We start from the raw sequence: 20,253 nt of genomic DNA, 5'->3' as shown, positions 1-20,253 counted from the left end.
AATAGCAAATTTCGGTGATAATGTTTGCATAATTATTCGCAGATATCGATCAAAAAACGATGCCAGTCTTTGGGAAAATATTATCTTCATGGATGCGGATGGGAATTTATTCCCGCCTCTTTCTTCCTATTTTCTTCCTGATACTCGCCGTTTCCGCCGTTCGCTATCACGCCCTGCTCGGCACGGAAACGGCGCTGGCCAACGCGCGCTACCAATACGATGCGCGGCAACTCGACCTGTTCCTGGCCAATAGCGTGCTGCCGCTGGCCGTGCACGCGGACAGTCACGCGATGCACGACAGCGTGCGGCAAGTGCTGCGCAGCGCCCTGCCGCTGAACCGCAGCCTCGTTTCCGCGCGCTGGGACACGGCTGGCGGGCATGTCGAAGTGCTGGCCGACAGCAAGCTGGCCGGCACGCTGGCCACGGTACCGGCATGGTTCGCGCGCCTGGCCGGCATCACGGCCATCCGCAGCCGCCTGACGGTGGCGTTGCCGGACGGTGGCGACGGCATCCTCGACCTGCACTACACGCCCGGCCTGCCCCTGGCGCAAGTGTGGCTCAGGGTACGCGAGCAGGCCGTCCTCAGCACCGTCAATATCGTGCTCGTCTTCGTGCTGCTGGGCTTGATCCTGGCCACGCACCGCAAGCTGCTGGCGCGCTTCGTGCAAGCGACCGACCGCTTCCGCGACGGCAACTTCGCCGTGCGCCTGGCGGCCGGCGCCACGCCCGAGGCGCAAGCCGTGTCGCAATCGTTCAACGGCATGGCCGGCGATATCGAAGCACTGCTGACCTCGCTGAAAACCAGTCAGCGCCAGCTGGGCGAACAACTGAACGAAACCGTGCACATGCAGCAGGCCCTGCAAAAGCTGTCGTGGCAAAACTACAATGACGTGCTGACGGGTTTGCCCAACCGGGCCGCGCTGGCCGCCCGCTTCGAACAGGAACTGTTCCTCGCGCGCGAACGCCAGCGCCTGCTGGCCGTCTGTCTGTTCGACCTCGACCACTTCCAGGCCATCAACGACCGCTACGGCGCCGAGGCGGGCGATGAAATCCTCAAGCAGGTGGCCAGCCGCCTGCACGACTTTACGGGCCAGATCCATTACGCGGCGCGCCTGGGCGGCGATGAATTCGTCCTGCTGCTGTGCGGCCAGGCCAGCATCGCCAGCATCGAACAGAACGTCACGCAGCTGATGGCGGAACTGGGCCGCCCCTACCAGTGCGACCAGCAGGCGCTGCACATGACGGCCAGCGCCGGCATCGCCGTCTACGCGGGCAAGGACTTGAATACGGAAAGCCTGCTGCGCCACGCCGACCACGCCGTCTACCAGGCCAAGCTGACAGGGCGCAACCAGTACCATTTCTTCGACACCAATCTCGATGAAGAAGTGCGCACGCATCACAACCAGCGCACGGAAGTGCGCCATGCCCTGATCAATGGCGAACTGCGGCTGTACTACCAGCCCAAGGTCAACATGCGCGCCGGCACGGTGGTGGGCATGGAAGCGCTGCTGCGCTGGCAGCATCCGCGCCGCGGCGTGCTGGCGCCCGCGCAATTCCTGCCGCTGGTGGAGCAGACGGAGTTGATCATCGATATCGGCGAATGGGTGCTGCGCCAGGCCCTGTGGCAGATGCAGCGCTGGGCCGCTTGCGGCAAGCACTGGGTGGTCAGCGTGAATATCGCGGCACGCCACTTCCAGCAGCCGGACTTCGTCTCGCGCCTGGAAACCATCCTCGGCGAATTTCCCGGCGTGCGCGCCAGCATGCTGGAACTGGAAATCCTCGAATCGTCGGCCCTGCACGACATCGAAGACGTGCGCCGCATCATCCGCGCCTGCCAGGCGCTGGGCATCACGTTCGCCCTCGACGATTTCGGCACCGGCTACTCGTCGATGTCGTATTTAAAACGCCTGCCGGCCAACATCGTCAAGATCGACCAGAGCTTCGTGCGCAATATGCTCAACGACCGCGACGACCTGCACCTGGTGCGCGCCGTCATCGGCCTGGCTCGTTCCTTCAGCCTGACGGTGATCGCCGAAGGCGTGGAAAGCGTCGAACATGGCGCGCGGCTGATCCAGCTGGGCTGCGACCTGGCGCAAGGCTACGGCATCGCCCGCCCCATGCCGGCCGACGCCGTGCTGGAGTGGGCCGCCAACTTCGTGCCAGCACCGCAGTGGCGCATCGCGCAGTACAGCGAAGTACCTATTTAACCGTCAAGGCCGAGTCGATCAGTTCTATCCAGTGCCGCACGGGCGTCTCCGTGCCAGACTGCAAATGGCTCAGGCAGCCGATATTGGCCGACACGATCATCTCCGGCTCGCACGCTTCCAGGTTCGCCACCTTGTTGTCGCGCAGCTGCTGCGACAGTGCCGGCTGCAGGATCGAATACGTGCCCGCAGAACCGCAGCACAGATGGCTGTCCGCGCACAGGCGCACGTCGACGCCGACGGCGCGCAGCACCTGCTCCACCTTGCCGCGCACCTGCTGGCCATGCTGCAGGGTGCACGGCGGGTGATACGCCACCCGTTTTCCGATGCGCCCTTGCAGCAGAGCCGTCAGTTCCGCTTCAAACGCCGGCATGATCTCGGACAGATCGCGCGTCAGCGCCGCGATGCGCCGCGCCTTCTCCGCATACTGCGCATCGTGCGCCAGCAAATGGCCATATTCCTTCACCGTGGCGCCGCAGCCGGAGGCCGTCATGACGATGGCTTCCGCGCTTTCCACATACGGCCACCAGGCGTCGATATTGCGGCGCATGTCGTCCAGCGCCGCGTCCTGGTCGTTCAGGTGATGGCGCAGCGCGCCGCAGCAACCCGCCTTCGGCGCGACGATCAGTTGCACGCCCAGCGCGTCAAACACGCGCGCCGTGGCCGCGTTGATGTTCGGCGACATGGCCGGCTGCACGCAGCCGTCGAGCAGCAGCATGCTGCGCGCATGCTGGCGCGTGGGCCAGGCGCCGGCTTGCGCGCCCGGGCGCAATTTATCCTGCAAGTTTTTTGAGAGCAGCGGACGCAGCGCCTGCCCCGCCTTGTACACGGGCGTAAATAGCCAGCGGCGCGGCAAGGCTTCCTTCAGCGCGAAGCGCAGCGCCCGTTCGCGCAAGGGGCGCTGCACGCGCTGCTCGACGACGTTGCGGCCGATGTCGACCAGTCGCCCGTACTGCACCCCGGACGGACAGGTCGACTCGCAGTTGCGGCAGGTCAGGCAGCGGTCCAGGTGCGTCTGCGTCTTGGCCGTGACGGGCGCGCCTTCGAGCACTTGCTTGATCAGGTAGATGCGTCCTCGCGGGCCATCGAGTTCGTCGCCCAGCAACTGGTAGGTGGGACAGGTGGCCGTGCAAAAACCGCAATGCACGCAGGCGCGCAGGATGGCTTCGGCTTCGTCGCCTGCCGGCGTATTCTTGATGAAATCGGCGAGATTGGTTTGCATGCGCGCTCAATACATTCTGTGCGGGTTGAAGATGCCGGCCGGGTCGAAAGCCTGCCGCAGGCGCTGGTGGATGGTGGCCACGGCCGGCGCCAGCGGATGGAACACGCCCACGGCCTTGTCGCCGCCACGGAACAGGGTGGCGTGGCCGCCAGCGGCCGCCACGGCCTGGCGAATCTGCACGCTGCCGGCCGCATCGGCGTCGCCATCGAGCTTGAGCCAGCGCTGCGCGCCGCCCCACTCGATCAGCTGGCGCCCTTTTAAAATCATGGCGCTGGCGTGCGGCGGCAGCGACAGGCGCCACAGGCTGCCCGCGCCCGCAAAGAATGCGTGCGTTTGCTCGCGCACGGACAGCCAGAAGACGGCCGCGTCATCGTGCGTCAGCACTTCGCCACCCAGGGATTGCAGCGCCGCCGAGACGGCCGCCTCGGCGCCGGACAGGCGCACCGTCAACACGCCGTCATGCCAGCAGCTGGCCGATATCGGCAGCGGCTTGCCCGCCCACTCATTGAGCATGCGCAAGGCGGCGATTTCCGCGCAAGGCAAGCGTAACGTCGCTTCGCGCAGCGGCAAGGGCAGCACCTTCAGCGACACTTCCAGGATCAGGCCCAGGGTGCCCAAGGAGCCCGCCAGCAGGCGCGAGACATCGTAGCCGGCCACGTTCTTCATGACTTGTCCGCCGAAGGCCAGGCGTTCGCCATGGCCATCCATCAGCACGGCGCCCAGCACGAAATCGCGCAGCGCACCGGCGCTGGCCCGGCGCGGGCCGGACAAGGCGCTGGCGGCGGCGCCGCCCACCGTGGCGCCAGGGCCGAAATGCGGCGGTTCGAACGCCAGCATCTGGTTGCGCGCGGCCAGCGCCGCCTCGATTTCCGCCAGCGGCGTGCCACAGCGGGCCGTGACTACCAGCTCCGTCGGTTCATAGTCGATGATGCCCGCATAGGCGCGCGTGTCGAGCACCTCGCCTTTGAGCTGCTGTCCATACCAGTCCTTCGTGCCGCCGCCGCGCAGGCGCAAGGGGCTGCCCGCCGCGCTGGCCGCCAGGATCTGCTGCCTGAATTGTTCAACGATTGCTTGCAAAAGAGTCTCCGGCAGATTAAAAACGGGGCAGGTTGGCGAATGGCAGCCGCCCCGCCGTCACATGCATCTTGCCGAATTCGGCGCAGCGGTTCAAGGTGGGAATCGCCTTGTCCGGGTTCAGCAAGGCGTGGGGATCGAAGGCGCGCTTGACGGCAAAGAAGGCATCGAGTTCGGCGCGCGTAAATTGCACGCACATGGAATTGATCTTTTCCATGCCCACGCCATGCTCGCCCGTGATGGTGCCGCCCACGGCCACGCACAGGGCCAGGATGTCGGCGCCAAACGCTTCGGCGCGCTCGAATTCGCCGGGCATGTTGGCGTCGAACAGGATCAAGGGGTGCAGATTGCCGTCGCCCGCGTGGAACACGTTCGCGCAGCGCAAGCCATGCGTCGTTTCCATGGCGGCGATCCCCGTCAGCACTTCCGCCAGTTTTTTTCGCGGGATGGTGCCGTCCATGCAGTAGTAGTCGGGCGAGATGCGTCCGGCGGCGGGAAAGGCGTTCTTGCGGCCGGACCAGAATTTCATGCGCTCCGCTTCCGACTGCGAAACGGCAATCGCGCTGGCGCCCGCCCCTTCCAGCACGGCCGTCATGCGGGCGATTTCCTCTTCCACTTCCTCGTGCGTGCCGTCCGCTTCGCACAGCAAAATGGCCGCCGCATCGATGTCGTAGCCGGCCTTGACGAACGGTTCGACCATGCGCGACGACGTCTGGTCCATCATTTCCAGTCCGGCCGGGATGATGCCGGCGGCGATCACGTTGGCCACGGCATTGCCGCCCGTGACGACGTCGCCGAACGAGGCCATGATGACTCTGGCCGTGGCCGGCTTCGGCACCAATTTCACGGTCACTTCCGTGACGATGCCCAGCATGCCTTCGGAGCCGATGAAGACGGCCAGCAGGTCCAGGCCTGGCGAATCCAGGCATTCGCCGCCCAGTTCCAGCACGTCGCCGTCGATGGTGACGACGCGCACGCGCAGTACGTTGTGCACGGTCAGTCCGTATTTGAGGCAATGCACGCCGCCCGAATTTTCCGCCACGTTGCCGCCGATGCTGCAGGCGATCTGCGACGAGGGGTCGGGCGCGTAATACAGCGCATATTGCGCGGCCGCTTCGGAAATGGCCAGGTTGCGCACGCCCGGCTGCACCACGGCCGTGCGCGCATACGCATCGAGGCGCACGATGCGGTTCAGACGCGCCGTCGACAGCACCACGCCGTCGGCGATGGGCAAGGCGCCGCCCGACAGGCCCGTGCCGGCGCCGCGCGGCACGATCGGCACGCCAAGTTCGCGGCAGACGCCGAGGATGGCGATGACCTGTTCTTCCGTGTCCGGCAAGGTAACCACCATCGGCAACTGGCGGTAGGCGGCCAGGCCGTCGCATTCATACGGGCGCGTGTCTTCCGCGTCGGACAGCACGCAGCGGGCCGGCAGCACGGCCAGCAGGGCCGCGACGACGGCTTGCTGGCGCGCGGCGGTCAATCCGGATTCAGGAGCGGCATTGAGCATAAGATGGGGACAAATGGACATGGGCGTGCAACGATTGTAAGCACAAAAGTGGCGCGCGCCGCATTTTTTGTCCGATTTGCCCGCAAATCCGCGGCCAGGCGGCGCGCAGTGTCGTATGCTGCCCCCATTCTTCTTTACAGGATCAGCATCATGGGCAACCGACTTTCGAAAATCGCCACGCGCACGGGCGACAATGGCAGCACCGGCCTGGGCGACGGCAGCCGCACCAGCAAGGACAGCGCGCGCATCCACGCCATGGGCGACGTGGACGAACTGAACTCCAATATCGGCTTGCTGCTGTGCGAAGCCATGCCCGACGCCTTGCGCGACGAGCTGGTGGCCATCCAGCACGACCTGTTCGACCTGGGCGGAGAAATCTGCATCCCCGGCTACCAGCTGATCAAGGAAGAACACGTGCTGCGCCTCGACGATTTGCTGGCGAAATACAATGCGGACTTGCCGGCCCTCTCCGAATTCATCCTGCCGGCCGGCTCGCGCGCCGCCTCGCTGGCCCACGTATGCCGCACCGTCTGCCGCCGCGCCGAGCGCAGCATCGTCGCGCTGGCCAATGCGGAAACCATCCATGAGCACCCGCGCCAGTACGTGAACCGATTGTCGGACCTGCTGTTCGTGCTGTCGCGCGTGCTCAACCGCTTTGCCGGCGGCAGCGACGTGCTGTGGCGGCATGACCGCACGCGGGGATAAAGCAGCCTATGCCGGCTTGGCCAACGGTCAGGCGATCAGTAGGCATCCGCAAACGGGTATTGCATCCGCGCGTCAGTTACGCGGCGGGCGCAGGCATTCCTTTTGGCAAGCCTGATAATTTTCCATGCAGGCCGGCTGGCCGAATTCGACGCAATCGAGCAGCTTGCGTTCGCAGACAAAGGTGCAATCGGGGCCGCTCGCGTGCACGCTGAAAGACAGGGCCGCGCCAGCGGCAAACAGGAAGGCGGCAATCTTTTTGAACATGCTCAGCCTTTGAAATTAAGAAAATTGGGACGTCAAATTTTCTTCAGCGCCGCTTCCAGCGCGCCCGCATTGAAACCCTGTATCTTGCGGTTGCCAATCAACACCACCGGCACGCCGCCACCGCCCAGCGCGTCATGGGCTTTCTTCGCTTCCGGGGATTTCTCGATATCGAGATCGACGAATTCGATCTTGTTTTCCTTGAAATACGCGCGCGTCTTGGCGCAATAGCCGCACCAGTCCGTGCCGTACAGCACCACTTTCGCCTGGGCATTCGGGAAATATGCGGCGTAATTGCCCTCGGTGTAATTCGACTTGAACAAGCCGGGCAACAGGGACAGGCCATAACCGCAGCCCAGGCCAGCGGCCAGGATCACGCCATACATGGCGATGGTTTTAATTTTCTTTTGCATCATGAAACATTTTCTACCTTCGATTGACGTGGCAAAAGAATGCCGCTTGCGGTTGAATGCTGATTACTTTTAGAATTTACATCCTGCAAAATCGAATATAGACCGCACTTATTTTAGAGTCAACGTTTCCTTTCGATAAATTTCCAGTTTGGAAAATATATCGGGGAAGCCCATGAAATGTGGAATTTGGAGAGATTGGCAGGCGCCAAACGTCTCTACAATATTGGCGCCGCAAGCATGAAAAAAGCCGGTTGCGGGCGCAGCCGGCCCGGCGGCCACCTTCAGCGCGAGGATGCCACCGCGCCATCGGCCGCCTGCACGTGCTCGCGCAGCAAGCCGCGCAACAGTTGCACCTGGGCCACGGCGTCCGCTTGCAGGGCAGTCAAGCCTTCGGCCGCGCAGGGTCCCGGCGCACTGGCATCGGCTGCACCGCGCAGCAGCGCATCGATTTCCCCGCTGACCTCCGCGATCCACCGTTGCAATGCGGGCGGCGCCGGTTCGGCCTGCGGACTCAGACTGATGCGCGCCGTGCTGCCTGCCACGCGGCGCAGCAGCGGCAAGGTACGCAATGCCGCCAGGCCCACGCCACTGCTGCGGTCCAGGCGGCGCTCGATGCGCAGGCGCTGCAGCACTTGCTCCGCGTTATTGCTGGCCAGCCCCGCCTCGCGGCGCAGGCGCGCAATCGCGCTATCCCACCGTCCGCCCGCCGCCAGCACGGCCAGCAGGTATTTCAGGTTGGCCGACACGGCTTTCGCCAGGCGCTGGTCGAGGTCGTCCGCCTCGCGGTCCGGCCACAGGAAAAACGTGGCCAGCAGGGCCAGCACGCAGCCCAGCACATTGTTGCCCAGGCGGCTAATCGCGTACACCATCTCGCTGGCCGGCGCCGCATAGTCGGCCACCAGCACGAAGGCCGGCGTCATGAACAGCACGTGCAGGCTGTAGCTGACCCGGCGCAAGGCCATGGTGGCGACGATCAGGGGAAACACCACCAGCGAGATGCCCAGCGGCGTGTAAATAACCAGGCCGATCAGCACGGCCAGCACGGCACCCAGCACGCTGCCCGCGACGCGCTCGATGCCACGCGGCCAGGTGGTCGACACGGACGGCTGCAAGATCAACAAGGTCGCCATGGTGGCCCAGTAGCCGAACGGAATATGCAAGGCTTCGACCAGCAGGAAACCGGCCGTCGTCGCCAGCGACACGCGCGCCGCATGGCGCCAGCTCAACGATTGCGGCGTGGCGTTGACCTTCGCCGTTTGCCATGCCTGCCCCAGCGCCAGGAAAGCCGCCTCGCGCCACGGCAGCTGCGTCGCGCGCGGCATGCCCAGTTCCATGAAGTCCACGTTCAGGCGCAAGGGCAGCAAGGCGCCCAGCGCCGCTTCCAGGCGCCGTCCGCAGCCAGCCAGGCGGCGCTGCAAGGCCAGCGGCGGCGTTGCCGGCTGGCGCTGCACGGCTAGTCCCAGGCGGCGCAGCAGCACGGCCATCACTTCCAGGCTGCGCCGCGCGCGCGGATCCTGGCGCAGGCGCTGCTGCTCGCGCTCGCACGTATGCGTGACGGCGATCAGATAGGCGAAGATGCGCTCGGCGTCGCTGAGCGCCAGCAGCAAGTTGTCGTACAGGGCGCTGCGTCCCGCGCGGGCGGGCGGCACGGCGGCCAACGCCACGCGCGCCGCTTCCAGCGCGGCGCGCGCCTGGGAACGGTAGCTGGCGCCATGCGCGGCCGCGTCCGGCAGCGCCGGGCCCTGCTCCAGGAAGCGCGCATTGTCGCGCGCGATGCCGGCCAGGCGCGAATACGCGGCGCGGATGGCGCGCCTGGCCGGGCTGAACGGGTGGATGCGCCAGACCGTAAAACTGAGCACGGTGGCAAACAGGCAGCCGAACATGTACAGACCCAGGAAAGGCGCCGTCTGCGTCATCGATTCAAGAGGATGCGTGACCATCACCACGCAGGCCGTGGCCGCCAGGATGGCCACTTGCGCCGTGGCCGCGCCCCAGATGCGCGCCAGCGCGCCGGCCCAGGAAAACACCATGACGGCGACGGCGGCGGCCGCCACGCCATGGCCTGCCGCCAGCGCCGTCAGGCCGCCTGCCACGGTCGACAGCAAGCCGAAGCCCACCATCGAGACGAAACGCATGCGCCGCGTGCCGGCCGCGTCGGCCAGGCAGGTCCAGAAGGCACCGATGGCGGCCCAGGAAAAATCGGGGTGGTCGAACAGCAAGCCCAGCAGCAACATGGCGCTCGACGCGCAGGCGGCCCGCAAGCCCTCGGACAAATTCGTTTCATCGATGGCCAGGCTGACCATCCACAGGGGACGGCGCTGCGCCAGCTTGTCGGTATAGGCGTGCATGCCCGTCAGCCAGCGGCCGGCCAGTGCGCGCGTACGGCGGTGAAGTTTCCTGAAATGCAAGTTGGACTTTGAAAGGGTATCAAAGCGTCATCGTAGCATTCCCCGGCGAAAAATGTTGCAGTGCAATGTAAATCAGGAAAAGGCGAAAAAAAAGCGGCACCGCAGTGCCGCTTCTCTGTATGCAGGCAAACTTAGCTGACGACAGCCAGGCGCGGCTGCGTGCCGCCAAAACGCTGTTCAATCGACGCGGCAATGCCGGCGGCATCGAGACCCACGCTTTTCAGCAGTTGCACGGGGTCGCCATGGTCGATGAAGGTGTCGGGCAAGCCCAGCATCAAAATCGGCTTGACGATCCCTTCCGCCGCCAGCGCTTCGGCCACGGCCGAACCGGCGCCGCCCATGATGCAGCCCTCTTCCACCGTCACCAGGTAATCGTGCTCCGCGGCCAGCTGTTTCACCAGCGCCACGTCGAGCGGCTTGACGAAGCGCATGTTGACCACCGTCGCGTCGAGCTTGTCGCCCGCCGCCACGCTCGGCGCCACCATGGAACCGAAGGCCAGGATGGCGATGCGCTTGCCCTGGCGCTTGATCTCGCCCTTGCCGATTTCGATGCTGCTCAGTTCCGGCACGATGGCCACGCCGGCACCGGCGCCGCGCGGATAGCGGATGGCGGCCGGGCCCGGGTAGCGGTAGCCCGTCGTCAGCATTTGGCGGCATTCGTTTTCGTCCGACGCGGCCATGATGACCATGTTCGGGATGCAGCGCAAAAACGCCATGTCGTAATTGCCCGCGTGCGTGGCGCCATCTGCGCCCACGAGGCCGGCGCGGTCCAGCGCGAACGTCACGTCCAGGTTTTGCAGGGCCACGTCGTGTATCAATTGATCGTAGGCGCGCTGCAGGAAGGTCGAATAGATGGCCACGACGGGTTTCAAGCCTTCGCAGGCCAGGCCGGCGCCGAAGGTCACGGAATGCTGCTCGGCGATGCCGACGTCGAAATAGCGGTTGGGGAATTGCTGTTCAAATTTCACCATGCCCGAGCCTTCGCGCATGGCCGGCGTGATGCCCACCAGGCGCTTGTCGTGGGCCGCCATGTCGCACAGCCAGTTGCCGAACACTTCCGTGTACGTCATCTTGCCCGGCGCCGTGGCCGGCTTGATGCCTTCCGCCGGATTGAACTTCGGCGTGCCGTGGTACAAAATCGGTTCCGCCTCGGCCAGCTTGTAGCCCTGGCCCTTCTTGGTGACCACGTGCAGGAATTGCGGGCCCTTCAACTGCTTGATGTTTTGCAAGGTCGGGATCAGCGAATCGAGGTCGTGGCCATCGATGGGGCCGATGTAGTTGAAACCGAATTCCTCGAACATGGTGGCGGGCACGACCATGCCTTTGGCGTGCTCTTCAAAGCGCTTCGCCAGTTCCAGCACGGGCGCCGGCAGCATGGACTTGCCGACATTTTTCGCGGCCGCATAGAACTGGCCCGACATCAAGCGCGCCAGGTGGCGGTTCAGTGCGCCCACGGGCGGCGAGATCGACATGTCGTTGTCGTTCAAAATCACCAGCAGGTTGACGTCTTCCTGCACGCCCGCGTTGTTCATCGCCTCGAAGGCCATGCCGGCCGTCATCGAACCGTCGCCGATCACGGCGATCGCGTGCAGCGGGTCGCCCTTGATCTTGGCGGCCTGCGCCATGCCAAGGGCGGCCGAGATCGACGTCGACGAGTGCGCCGTGCCGAAGGTGTCGTACTCGCTTTCGTCGCGTTTCGGGAAGCCGGAAATGCCATCCTTCTGGCGCAGGGTGTGCATGCGCTCGCGGCGGCCCGTCAGGATCTTGTGCGAATAGGTCTGGTGGCCCACGTCCCACACGATGCGGTCGTGCGGCGTGTTGAACACGTAATGCAGCGCGACGGTCAGCTCGACCGTGCCCAGGTTGGACGACAGGTGGCCGCCCGTCTTGGACACGGAGTCAAGCAGGAAACTGCGCAGTTCCTGGGCCAGCGGCACCAGTTGCGAGCGGGCCAGCTTGCGCACTTGCGCTGGTTCATTGATGGTTTCTAACAGTTTCATTTATGCCTTCCGCTGCACGACCAGGTCCGCCAGCTCGCGCAGACGGCGTGCCTTGTCCCCGAATGGCGCCAGCGCCGCATGGGCGTCGCACCGCAATTGTTCTGCCAGGGCTCTCGATGGTTCCAGCCCTAGTATCGATACGTAAGTGGGCTTGTTGGCGGCCGCATCCTTGCCCGCCGTCTTGCCCAGGGTGGCCGAATCGGCCGTGGCGTCGAGCACGTCGTCGACCACCTGGAACGCCAGCCCGACGGCCCGCGCATAGGCGTTCAGCGCAGTCATCTCGTCCGCCGTCAAGTCCTTGCCGGCCAGCGCGCCGAGGATCACGGCCGCGCGCAGCAAGGCGCCCGTTTTCAGTTGATGCATCTGTTCCAGCTGCGGCAAGGTCAAGGCCAGGCCGACGCTGTCGAGGTCGATCGCCTGGCCGCCGCACATGCCGCTTGACCCGGACGCGTGCGCCAGCAGGCGCACCATGGCCATCTGCCGCGTCGGAGGAATCGCCGCGCCATCGGCCAGCAGCATGAAGGCCTGCGATTGCAGCGCGTCGCCCACCAGCAGGGCCGTCGCTTCATCGTAGGCGATGTGCACGGTGGGCTTGCCACGGCGTAAAGCGTCGTCATCCATGCAAGGCATGTCGTCATGCACGAGCGAATACACGTGAATCATTTCCAGCGCGCAAGCGGCGCGCGCGAGGGTATCTTGATCGGCGTCAAACAATTCGCCCGCCGCCATCACCAGCAGCGGACGCACGCGCTTGCCGCCACCCAACAGCGCATAGCGCATGGCCGCGTGCAGCTTGTGCGGCACCACGTCCGCCGCCGGCAGGAACTGGTCGAGCCGGCTTTCCACGCCCGACTGGGTCGCTTGCATCCAGTCGCCGAAGGTGACGCCGTCTTGCTGTACGCTGGCCATCATTGGGCGGCCTCGCCGGCATCCACGAACGGTTTCAACATGTCGCCTTCCAATACTTTCACCTGTGCTTCGACGCTATCGAGCTGGGTAGCGCAATACTTGACCAGTTCCGAGCCGCGCTGATACGCCGCGACCGATGCTTCCAGCGGCAACTGGCCCGCTTCCATTTGCGTTACCAGCTGCGCCAGTTCCGCCATCGCCTCTTCAAACGAGGCCGGCGCTGCGGCAGCGGCAGTTAATTTCTTCGACATAGACTCAGATCTCTTCGTGGCACGAGGGGCTTGTAGGGAGACGCCGGGGACTCCCGGCCAGCATAGAAGCGTTATTTTAGAACAAACCACACTATTAAGTGAAAACTAAAGCGCAATCGGTGCGCTCAAAGTCTATGACATTGTCCGTTTGTCAGTGAATTTTAGTCCAATCGCCCCCATCTGGCGGAAATAGCACGGTAAATGACAACGTTTCTCATTAAAGTGCGCCAATTGCCGGGGGTTTTGGCAATGTCGAGGCCGGATCCGCGCTATAATCGCCGGTTCTGTCCGAAATACCGTTTCAACAAATTTGAATTCAGGTCTTTGCGGATTCTTTCTCTCTGTAGCGGTTGTCCAGGCAAGGGCTTGGAGCACTGCTGACCGTTGTACATTTATGGGGGGTTGGGATGTCCGATCTGGCTACTCACGCCAAGCTGGCGCGCTCAAACGCGCAACTTCCGGTCCACGTCTATTTTGACGAAACGCTGTTGCAGCGTGAAATGCAGCAATTGTTCCAAGCCGGCCCGCGCTATGTCGGGCACGAGCTGATGGTGCCGGAAACCGGCGATTTTATGACCCTGGCGTCTGAGAACGAGGGGCGCATGCTCGTGCGCAACGCCAACGGCATCGAAGTGCTGTCCAACGTGTGCCGCCACCGGCAGGCGCTGATGTACAACGGCCGCGGCAACGCCAACCATATCGTCTGCCCGCTGCACCGCTGGACTTACGACCTCAAGGGTGAACTGATCGGCGCGCCGCATTTCCCCGAGACGCCGTGCCTGAACCTGTCGAAAACGCCGCTGCAAAGCTGGAATGGCTTGCTGTTCGAGCAAAACGGCTACAACGTGATGGAAAAATTGAAAGATTTGTCCGTCTCGAAAGACCTCGATTTTTCCGGCTACATGTTCGACCACGTGGAAATCCACGAGTGCGACTACAACTGGAAGACTTTCATCGAAGTCTACCTCGAGGATTATCACGTCGAACCGTTCCACCCGGGGCTGGGCAGCTTCGTCAGCTGCGACGACCTGCGCTGGGAGTTCGGCAAGGATTACAGCGTGCAAACGGTGGGCGTGCACCGCGGCTTGCAGCAGGCCGGTTCGCCTGCCTACAAGAAATGGCAAGAGCAGGTGCTGCAATTCCGTGGCGGCGAAGCGCCGCCGTATGGCGCCATCTGGCTGACCCTGTATCCGAACATCATGGTCGAATGGTATCCGCACGTGCTCGTCGTCTCGACCCTGTGGCCCGATGGCCCGCAAAAGACGCGCAACGTGGTGGAATTCTATTACCCGGAAGAAATCGTGCTGTTCGAGCGCGACTTCGTCGAAGCGGAACGGGCTGCCTACATGGAAACCTGCGTCGAGGACGATGAAATCGCCCAGCGCATGGATGCGGGCCGCAAGGCCCTGATGGCGCGCGGCGTGAGCGAAGTGGGCCCTTACCAGTCGCCCATGGAAGACGGCATGCAGCACTTCCACGAGTGGTACCGCAATAATATCGAACTGTAATTCCCTCCAGGGCCGCATTGCGCGGCCTTTTCTTTTTCATCGTCAGGATTTCTCATGCAATCGCTTTGGATGCTATTTGCCAGTTTCATGTTCGCCATCATGGGCGTGTGCGTCAAATTGGCGTCGGATATGTATTCGACGTCCGAAATCGTCATGTACCGCGGCATCATCGGCATGATCGTCATGAGCTGCACCATCCTCTACCAGGGCGGCAGCTTCAAAACCACGATGCCGGGCCAGCATCTGTGGCGCGGCGTGGTGGGCGTGATCGCCCTGTGGCTGTGGTTTTACGCGATCGCCATCCTGCCGCTGGCCACGGCCATGACCTTGAATTACATGGCGCCCATCTGGATCGCCGTGATCCTGCTGGCCGGCGGCTTCTGGAAAGGCATGAAACAGGTCGAGTGGCCGCTGGTGGCGGCCATTGCCATGAGCTTTGTCGGCGTGACCCTGCTGCTGCAACCCGTGTTCGAGACGGACCAGCTGGCCGGCGCCATCACGGCATTGATTTCCGGCATGCTGTCTGCCCTCGCCTATTTGCAGGTGCGTAAACTGGGCTTGCTGGGCGAGCCCGAATACCGGGTCGTGTTTTATTTCTCGGTCGTCAATTTCCTTGCCGGCGTGATCGGCCACGTGGCCAGCGCCGGCGGCGGCCCCATCGTCTGGCATGCGCACACGAGCGGCTACGGCATCGGCTTGCTGGCCGCTATCGGTCTGTGCGCCACCATGGCGCAGATGGCCATGACGCGTGCCTATCGCCTGGGCAAGACCCTCGTGGTGGCCAACCTGCAATACACAGGCATCGTCTTTTCCAGCTTCTGGGGCGTGGTGATCTTTGGCGACCTGTTCGATTGGCACGGCTGGACCGGCATCGGCATCATTCTCGCTTCCGGCATCGCGGCAACCTATTACAATACCCGCAACACGGCCCGTGGCGCGGCGATCGCGCGCACGGATCCGATTGCCAGCGAAGTGTAAAGGAGCGTTTCCGATGTACACCACCTTGATCCAGGCCAGCGAACTGGCCGACCACCTGAACGACAGCAACTGGGTGATCCTCGATTGCCGCCACGACTTGCTCAAGCCGACGGCCGGCAGCGATGCGTTTGCCGCCGGCCACATCCAGAACGCGCAGTTCGCCGATATCGACACGGCCCTGTCCGGCCCCAAGACGGCGCGCGGCGCGGACTTTACGGGACGGCATCCCTTGCCCGACCGCAACGCCCTGCTGGCCACCCTGCGGGGCTGGGGCATCGACGACGACACGCAAGTTGTCGCCTACGACGGCCAGGGCGGCATGTTCGCCGCCCGTTTGTGGTGGCTGCTGCGCTGGCTCGGCCATCCCGCCGTCGCCGTGCTCGACGGCGGCCTGGCCGCCTGGCAGGCGCAAGGTTTGCCCGTGGTCACGCCGGTGGCGCCCCGCCCCGTCGGCAACATCACGGAAAAAGCCAGCCTGACGCGCACGGTCAGCGTACAGGACGTCGTCGCCAACCTGGAAACCCAGGCGCTGACCGTCATCGACGCGCGCGCGCCCGACCGCTACCGGGGCGAAAACGAAACCATCGACCCCGTGGGCGGCCACATCCCCGGCGCGAAAAACCGTTTCTTCAAGGATAACCTGCAAGCGGACGGCCGTTTCAAAAGTGCGGACGAACTGCAGCGCGACTTCAGCGCATTGATAGACTCACCGCAAGCGGCCATCCTGCAGTGCGGCTCCGGCGTGACGGCTTGCCACAACCTGCTGGCCATGGAAGTGGCCGGCTTGCCTGGCGCGGCCCTGTATCCGGGCTCGTGGAGCGAATGGTGCGCCGATCCGGCGCGGCCCGTGGCGACGGGGAATTAAAAAATGGCGGACCAGATGGTCCGCCATTTCTTTACCTGTGGGTAACTACGACGTTATCCCCAGCGCCAGATTCAGCCGTTCCAGTTCCGCCAGCCACGCCTGCTGACTGGCCGGCTTTTGGTGGCGCGGCTTGCGGGCCAGGTCTTCCGCCAGCAATTGCTCCAGTTCGCACAAGCGTTCCAGCTGCACGTCGACGTCCGCCAATACCGCAGAGGCATGCTCCACTGTTGGCGCGGGCGTCAACGCTTGCCCATCTTCCACACTGAGTCGTGCATACGCGCTGGCCGCGTCCGGCCACTCTTCCAGCTGGCCATCGGCCACCACCCAAAAACGGTTGCACGCCGTTTCGATCAGGTCGCGGTCGTGCGACACCAGCAGGCAGCCCCCTTCAAAACCCTGCAAGGCTTGCCCCAGCTCCGCCTTGCCCTGCATGTCCAGGTGGTTGCTCGGCTCGTCCAGCAGCAACAAGTGGTAGCTGGCCAGCGACAAGCCCAGGAACAGCAGCCGCGCCCGCTCGCCGCCGCTCAGGGTCGCCACCGTCTGACCATGGCGCGCATACGGAAAACCGGCCGCGATCAAGGCCTGCTTGCGCGCCACCTGGCTGCGCGCGGCCTCGTTTTGCACGGCAAACGGATACAGGGCGTCGGACAGGTCGGCGTCATCGGCCAGTTGCTTGAGCAACTGGTCGTAGTAACCGATGTTGGCGGCGTGGTGGTAGCGCAGGCCGCTGCGTTCCTCCTGCGCCTGTATCGCTTGCCAGCACAGGCGCAGCAGGGACGACTTGCCGCTGCCGTTGGCGCCCAGCAAGGCGATGCGGTCGCCCGGTTTCAGCCACAGCTGGTCGACGTGGAACAGCACGGGAGATTGCGGCACGGCGCGCACGTTCAGGTCGTCCAGCGCCAGCAGCTGGTCGGCCGCCAGCGCCTTGCCGCGCAGGCTCAAGCGCCACGGCGCGCCATCGCTGACGAACGACTGTTCCTCCTTCAGTTTGTCGATGCGCCGCTGCATGGTCTTGGCCTTGCGCGCCAGGTCTTCATTGTCATAGGTGCGGCCCCACAGGGCCAGGCGGGCGCTGCTGGCCGACAGGCGGTCGATTTCCTTTTGCTCGGCCGCATGGCGGGCGGCAGCGGCCATATCCGCTTCGGCAAGCGCCGCCAGCGCGGGGCCGCACGGCAAGTCAAAGTCGTAGAGGCGGCTGTCGCGCAAGATCCAGCTGCGCGTAGCCACGTTGTCGAGCAGGCGCTGGTCGTGCGAGACGAGGATGAAGGCGCCGCGCCAGGCCAGCAGGAATTGCTCGAGCCACAGCAAGGACGGCAAGTCCAGGTGATTGCTCGGTTCGTCGAGCAGCAGCACGTTCGGCTCCTGCAGCAGGGCACGGCCCAGCAGCAGCCGCGTGTGCTGGCCGCCGGACAGCGAGTGCACGGGCACTTGCGCAGTTTCTTGATCAAAACCGAGTTCGGCCAGCAGGCTGTCGACCCGCCAATGCAGCTCCGGCTGGTCCAGCACGGGCGCCAGCAAGGCGTCGTACAGGCTCAGGCCGGCAAGTTCGGCTGGCAAATGCTGCTCCACGTGCTGCAAGCGGCAGGCACGGGCGACATGAATGGTGCCGGACGAGGCTTCGCGCGTGCCGCTGAGCAGACCCAGCAAGGTGGATTTGCCGCAACCATTGTGGCCGATCAGGCCGATGCGGTCGCCCTGGCGCAAGGTAAAGGCGAGTTCGTTGAACAGGAAACCGTCGTGGGTATCCAGCTGTAAAGCTTGTGTCGAGATAAGGGTAGTCATGGCTCTTGTCTTTGTTCGGGATGCAAGCATCCGCGTTACCAGGAGCGCTAACGACAACGGAGTACCAGGAAAGGACTCGTGGAGGAGGGTAACTTTGCTCTGGCCAGGTTATCGCAGCGCGATAGAACGTGGGCAAGAGCTGGCAAATGCGCTTAAAGAACGCGCATCCCATAGGGCGAGCATAAAAATTTCCATATTTTCCTCCTTTCTGTGCAAGTTAGTCAGAAAGGCAATACTACACTCACGCAGTCAGTACATCAACCGCCGTGGCGCTTGTGCGTCAGGAACAGCACGATGCACACGCCCAGCGCGATCAAGAGCACTTGCGGAATGGTTTCGCGCAAGGTGGCGCGGCGCTGCATCTGCGGCATCAGGTCGCTCAAGGCGATGTAGATGAAGCCTGACGAGGCGAACACGAGCACGTAAGGAATCAGATTGCTGGCGCGGTCCAGGGTGAAATAGCCAAGCAGGCCGCCCGCCACCGCCATCAGGCTGCACAGCAGGTTGAAGATGTAGGCGCGCAGGCGCGAGAAACCGGCATTGAGCAGCACGATGAAATCGCCTATTTCCTGCGGAATTTCATGCGCGATGATGGCCAGGCCCGTCACCAGACCCAGCTTCGGGTCGGCCAGGAAGGCGGCGGCGATCAGAATGCCGTCCGTAAAATTGTGCATGCCGTCGCCGACCAGGATCATCCAGCCGGCCTTGCCCGCTTCGTGCTTGTCGTGGCCGTGCGCATGGTGGTGGCCATCGCCTTCGTGGTGGTGCGAATGGCGCAGGATGGCGAATTTTTCCAGCATGAAAAAGGCCAGCAAGCCCGCCAGCAGCGTGGCGAACAGGGTGCGCGGGTCCGCCTGCGATTCGAACGCTTCGGGCAAGGCGTGCAGCAATGACGTCGACAACATGATGCCAACGGACAAGCTGACCATGCGCTCGACCACTTTGGACAGGAATGCAAACGAAAAGATCGCCGCCGCGGTAATGCTCAACACGCCCGCGATCGTGGTCGCGAGCAAAATGGATATAAGGACGGGATCGATGATTTTCTTACCTCAAAATGGCGCCGGGTCACTGGCGCCCGCGATGCTGGCGTCTGGCCTGATGAATGCGTTGTTATCTATTGTTTAATTTTTTGCGCGTCTGGCGGCAGCGCCGCGCGATGAAGATGCAATTGTACTGCATTGGCGCGCAGCGGGCATTTTACAGCCCGGTGCGCCTTTCGCGTTAACTTCTGGGAAATGCGGTGTTTTTCTGTTGCGGCGTCACGCCACGCCGTGCTGCTTGAACCAGGCCAGGCAGCGCGCATAACCGTCTTTCGCATCGGCCGCCACGTAGCTGGGGCGGTAATCGGCATTGAAGGCGTGGCCCGCATCGGGGTACACGACGAATTCGGACTTGTTGCCGCCCTTGGCCAGCGCCTCCTTCATCTTCGCGATCGATTCCTGGCTGATGCCCGTATCCTTGCCGCCATACAAGCCCAGCACGGGGACCTTCAAGCTGGCGGCGATATCGATGGGGTTGCTCGGCTGCAAGGTAGTCGCTTCGCCCACCAGGCGGCCATACCAGGCTACGCCCGCCTTGACGGCCGGATTGTGCGCCGCGTACAGCCACGTGATGCGCCCGCCCCAGCAGAAACCCGTGATGCCCAGGCGGCTCGTGTCGCCGCCATTCTGTTTCGCCCACGCCACCACCGCGTCGAGGTCCGTCATCACCTGCGCGTCCGGCGTCTTCGCGATGATGCCTTTCATCAATTCGGGAATGCTGCTGACCTTGGTCGGATCGCCCTGGCGCACGAACAGATCGGGCGCCAGCGCCAGATAACCCTGCTTGGCGAAACGGCGCGCCATGTCGGCGATATGTTCATGCACGCCAAAGATTTCCGAAATAACCAGTACCACAGGCAAACCCGTCTTGCCTTCCGGCTGGGCCGCGTACACGGGCACGGCCTGGCCGTCGACCATCACCGACATGCTGCCCGTGACGAGCCCGGCGGAATCCGTCTTGATGACGTTTTGCGCCGCCACGGGCAGCACGGCCACGGCAAAGCCCGTGCCCAGCGCCACCTTCAGGAAACCACGCCGGCCGTCCGGCCCGGACAAACTGCTCTGGCCCAGCAAACTTTCACAATCGGTGATCATGTCGCTCATGCGTTTCTCCTGAAGG

General features: G+C 63.8%; 17 protein-coding genes. 5 read left to right on the top strand and 12 right to left on the bottom strand.

What is annotated here, in order from left to right:
• The first annotated feature begins 98 nt into the window (after nucleotides 1-98).
• Nucleotides 99-2,207, top strand: coding sequence for a putative bifunctional diguanylate cyclase/phosphodiesterase (locus tag CLU90_RS22490; RefSeq protein ID WP_100428945.1), 2,109 nt, complete (start codon nucleotides 99-101; stop codon nucleotides 2,205-2,207).
• Here the strand turns inward: CLU90_RS22490 and glcF are convergent.
• The 3 genes from glcF to CLU90_RS22475 are packed head-to-tail and all read right to left on the bottom strand — an operon-like array spanning nucleotide 2,200 to nucleotide 6,010.
• Nucleotides 2,200-3,426, bottom strand: a complete 1,227-nt coding sequence (glcF, locus tag CLU90_RS22485) for a glycolate oxidase subunit GlcF (RefSeq protein WP_092716894.1) — start codon at nucleotides 3,424-3,426, stop codon at nucleotides 2,200-2,202. The genes CLU90_RS22490 and glcF overlap by 8 nt on opposite strands.
• A 6-nt stretch (nucleotides 3,427-3,432) precedes the next feature.
• Nucleotides 3,433-4,503, bottom strand: a complete 1,071-nt coding sequence (gene glcE / locus CLU90_RS22480; RefSeq protein ID WP_092716892.1) for a glycolate oxidase subunit GlcE — start codon at nucleotides 4,501-4,503, stop codon at nucleotides 3,433-3,435.
• 16 nt (nucleotides 4,504-4,519) lie between these two features.
• Nucleotides 4,520-6,010, bottom strand: a complete 1,491-nt coding sequence (locus CLU90_RS22475) for an FAD-linked oxidase C-terminal domain-containing protein (protein ID WP_100428944.1) — start codon at nucleotides 6,008-6,010, stop codon at nucleotides 4,520-4,522.
• Nucleotides 6,011-6,160: 150 nt separating this feature from the next.
• Here CLU90_RS22475 and CLU90_RS22470 point away from each other — a divergent pair, with 150 nt between their 5' ends.
• Nucleotides 6,161-6,715: a cob(I)yrinic acid a,c-diamide adenosyltransferase gene (locus CLU90_RS22470; RefSeq protein ID WP_100428943.1), complete on the top strand. Its 555-nt coding sequence runs from the start codon at nucleotides 6,161-6,163 to the stop codon at nucleotides 6,713-6,715.
• A 72-nt stretch (nucleotides 6,716-6,787) separates the two neighbouring features.
• Here the strand turns inward: CLU90_RS22470 and CLU90_RS22465 are convergent, their stop codons facing one another.
• The 6 genes from CLU90_RS22465 to CLU90_RS22440 form a co-directional block, all read right to left on the bottom strand.
• A complete protein-coding gene (locus CLU90_RS22465) occupies nucleotides 6,788-6,979 on the bottom strand; it encodes a hypothetical protein (protein WP_100428942.1) in 192 nt (63 codons plus the stop codon).
• A gap of 32 nt (nucleotides 6,980-7,011) precedes the next feature.
• Nucleotides 7,012-7,392: a glutaredoxin family protein gene (locus CLU90_RS22460; RefSeq protein ID WP_232731299.1), complete on the bottom strand. Its 381-nt coding sequence runs from the start codon at nucleotides 7,390-7,392 to the stop codon at nucleotides 7,012-7,014.
• 278 nt (nucleotides 7,393-7,670) lie between these two features.
• Complete coding sequence (locus CLU90_RS22455) at nucleotides 7,671-9,737, bottom strand: FUSC family protein (protein ID WP_100429543.1); 2,067 nt, start codon at nucleotides 9,735-9,737, stop codon at nucleotides 7,671-7,673.
• A gap of 191 nt (nucleotides 9,738-9,928) precedes the next feature.
• Nucleotides 9,929-11,797: a 1-deoxy-D-xylulose-5-phosphate synthase gene (dxs, locus tag CLU90_RS22450; RefSeq protein ID WP_100428941.1), complete on the bottom strand. Its 1,869-nt coding sequence runs from the start codon at nucleotides 11,795-11,797 to the stop codon at nucleotides 9,929-9,931.
• Nucleotides 11,798-12,709 (bottom strand): polyprenyl synthetase family protein, encoded by a 912-nt coding sequence (locus CLU90_RS22445; protein WP_232731298.1) that lies wholly within the window; start codon nucleotides 12,707-12,709, stop codon nucleotides 11,798-11,800.
• Complete coding sequence (locus CLU90_RS22440) at nucleotides 12,706-12,957, bottom strand: exodeoxyribonuclease VII small subunit (protein ID WP_046683420.1); 252 nt, start codon at nucleotides 12,955-12,957, stop codon at nucleotides 12,706-12,708. The genes CLU90_RS22445 and CLU90_RS22440 overlap by 4 nt, the downstream gene beginning before the upstream one ends.
• A gap of 407 nt (nucleotides 12,958-13,364) precedes the next feature.
• On the opposite strand from CLU90_RS22440, the gene CLU90_RS22435 reads away from it, so the two are divergent.
• From CLU90_RS22435 to CLU90_RS22425, 3 genes are read left to right on the top strand one after another with little or no spacing between them, the layout of a single operon-like run.
• Complete coding sequence (locus CLU90_RS22435) at nucleotides 13,365-14,465, top strand: aromatic ring-hydroxylating oxygenase subunit alpha (RefSeq protein ID WP_100428940.1); 1,101 nt, start codon at nucleotides 13,365-13,367, stop codon at nucleotides 14,463-14,465.
• A gap of 54 nt (nucleotides 14,466-14,519) precedes the next feature.
• Nucleotides 14,520-15,443 carry a DMT family transporter gene (locus CLU90_RS22430; protein ID WP_092716881.1) on the top strand — a complete coding sequence of 308 codons (924 nt, stop codon included), beginning with the start codon at nucleotides 14,520-14,522 and terminating at the stop codon, nucleotides 15,441-15,443.
• Nucleotides 15,444-15,456: 13 nt separating this feature from the next.
• On the top strand, nucleotides 15,457-16,308 hold the full coding sequence (locus CLU90_RS22425) for a sulfurtransferase (RefSeq protein ID WP_100428939.1): 852 nt from the start codon (nucleotides 15,457-15,459) through the stop codon (nucleotides 16,306-16,308).
• Nucleotides 16,309-16,353: 45 nt separating this feature from the next.
• Here the strand turns inward: CLU90_RS22425 and CLU90_RS22420 are convergent, their stop codons facing one another.
• The 3 genes from CLU90_RS22420 to CLU90_RS22410 all read right to left on the bottom strand — a co-directional run bounded on the left by CLU90_RS22420 (nucleotide 16,354) and on the right by CLU90_RS22410 (nucleotide 20,237).
• On the bottom strand, nucleotides 16,354-18,090 hold the full coding sequence (locus CLU90_RS22420; RefSeq protein WP_100428938.1) for an ABC-F family ATP-binding cassette domain-containing protein: 1,737 nt from the start codon (nucleotides 18,088-18,090) through the stop codon (nucleotides 16,354-16,356).
• Nucleotides 18,091-18,347: 257 nt separating this feature from the next.
• Entirely contained in the window at nucleotides 18,348-19,106 is a 759-nt protein-coding gene (locus tag CLU90_RS22415; protein ID WP_046683425.1) for a ZIP family metal transporter, read from the bottom strand.
• Between the two features lie 246 nt (nucleotides 19,107-19,352).
• Nucleotides 19,353-20,237, bottom strand: a complete 885-nt coding sequence (locus CLU90_RS22410; RefSeq protein WP_100428937.1) for a dienelactone hydrolase family protein — start codon at nucleotides 20,235-20,237, stop codon at nucleotides 19,353-19,355.
• Between the last annotated feature and the right edge of the window lie 16 nt (nucleotides 20,238-20,253).

It is taken from the genome of Janthinobacterium sp. 67 (assembly GCF_002797895.1).
Taxonomy (GTDB): Bacteria; Pseudomonadota; Gammaproteobacteria; order Burkholderiales; family Burkholderiaceae_D; genus Janthinobacterium.
Note: the sequence above shows the minus strand (reverse complement) of the source record. Positions and strands in the feature narration are given on the sequence as shown.